At 52.1% G+C, this 1,581-nt stretch carries 1 rRNA gene; it reads right to left on the bottom strand.

The window, feature by feature from the left end:
* Positions 1-1,555: ribosomal RNA gene (locus tag JOC74_RS23245) — 23S ribosomal RNA — on the bottom strand; the annotation flags it as partial.
* Positions 1,556-1,581: the final 26 nt, after the last annotated feature.

Below are 1,581 nucleotides of genomic sequence, written 5' to 3'. Positions count from 1 at the left end.
ATAAGGAAACGGATTTACCTATCTCCTTAGCCTAACTGCTTGGACGCGGATATCCAACACCGCGCTTACCCTATCCTCCTGCGTCCCCCCATTGCTCAAACGGAAAGGAGGTGGTACAGGAATATCAACCTGTTGTCCATCGCCTACGCCTTTCGGCCTCGGCTTAGGTCCCGACTAACCCTGAGCGGACGAGCCTTCCTCAGGAAACCTTAGGCATTCGGTGGAGGGGATTCTCACCCCTCTTTCGCTACTCATACCGGCATTCTCACTTCTAAGCGCTCCACCAGTCCTTCCGGTCTGGCTTCACAGCCCTTAGAACGCTCTCCTACCACTGTTCGAAGAACAGTCCGCAGCTTCGGTGATACGTTTAGCCCCGGTACATTTTCGGCGCAGAGTCACTCGACCAGTGAGCTATTACGCACTCTTTAAATGGTGGCTGCTTCTAAGCCAACATCCTGGTTGTCTGAGCAACTCCACATCCTTTTCCACTTAACGTATACTTTGGGACCTTAGCTGGCGGTCTGGGCTGTTTCCCTTTCGACTACGGATCTTATCACTCGCAGTCTGACTCCCAAGGATAAGTATTTGGCATTCGGAGTTTGACTGAATTCGGTAACCCGGTAGGGGCCCCTCGTCCAATCAGTGCTCTACCTCCAATACTCTTACCTTGAGGCTAGCCCTAAAGCTATTTCGGAGAGAACCAGCTATCTCCAGGTTCGATTGGCATTTCACCCCTACCCACACCTCATCCCCGCACTTTTCAACGTGCGTGGGTTCGGGCCTCCATTCAGTGTTACCTGAACTTCACCCTGGACATGGGTAGATCACCTGGTTTCGGGTCTACGACCACGTACTCATGCGCCCTATTCAGACTCGCTTTCGCTGCGGCTCCGTCTCTTCAACTTAACCTTGCACGGGATCGTAACTCGCCGGTTCATTCTACAAAAGGCACGCCATCACCCGTTAACGGGCTCTGACTACTTGTAGGCACACGGTTTCAGGATCTCTTTCACTCCCCTTCCGGGGTGCTTTTCACCTTTCCCTCACGGTACTGGTTCACTATCGGTCACTAGGGAGTATTTAGCCTTGGGAGATGGTCCTCCCGGATTCCGACGGGATTCCTCGTGTCCCGCCGTACTCAGGATCCACTTGGGAGGGAACGGACTTTCAACTACAGGGTTGTTACCTTCTTTGACGGGCCTTTCCAGACCTCTTCATCTACCCCGTTCCTTTGTAACTCCGTATCAAGTGTCCTACAACCCCAAGAGGCAAGCCTCTTGGTTTGGGCTAATCCCGTTTCGCTCGCCGCTACTTAGGGAATCGCGTTTGCTTTCTCTTCCTCCGGGTACTTAGATGTTTCAGTTCCCCGGGTCTGCCTTCTTATCTCTATGAATTCAAGATAAGATTCTGTTCCATTACGAACAGAGGGTTTCCCCATTCGGAAATCTCCGGATCAAAGCTTGCTTACAGCTCCCCGAAGCATATCGGTGTTCGTTCCGTCCTTCATCGGCTCCTAGTGCCAAGGCATCCACCGTGCGCCCTTTCTAACTTAACCGTTAGATCGAACTTACTACAAAAAAA

The sequence above is a fragment of the Bacillus capparidis genome, from assembly GCF_017832095.1.
GTDB lineage: Bacteria > Bacillota > Bacilli > Bacillales > Bacillaceae > Bacillus > Bacillus gobiensis.
The sequence above is the reverse complement of the archived record's forward strand: the minus strand, read 5'-3'. Positions and strand labels throughout refer to the sequence as shown.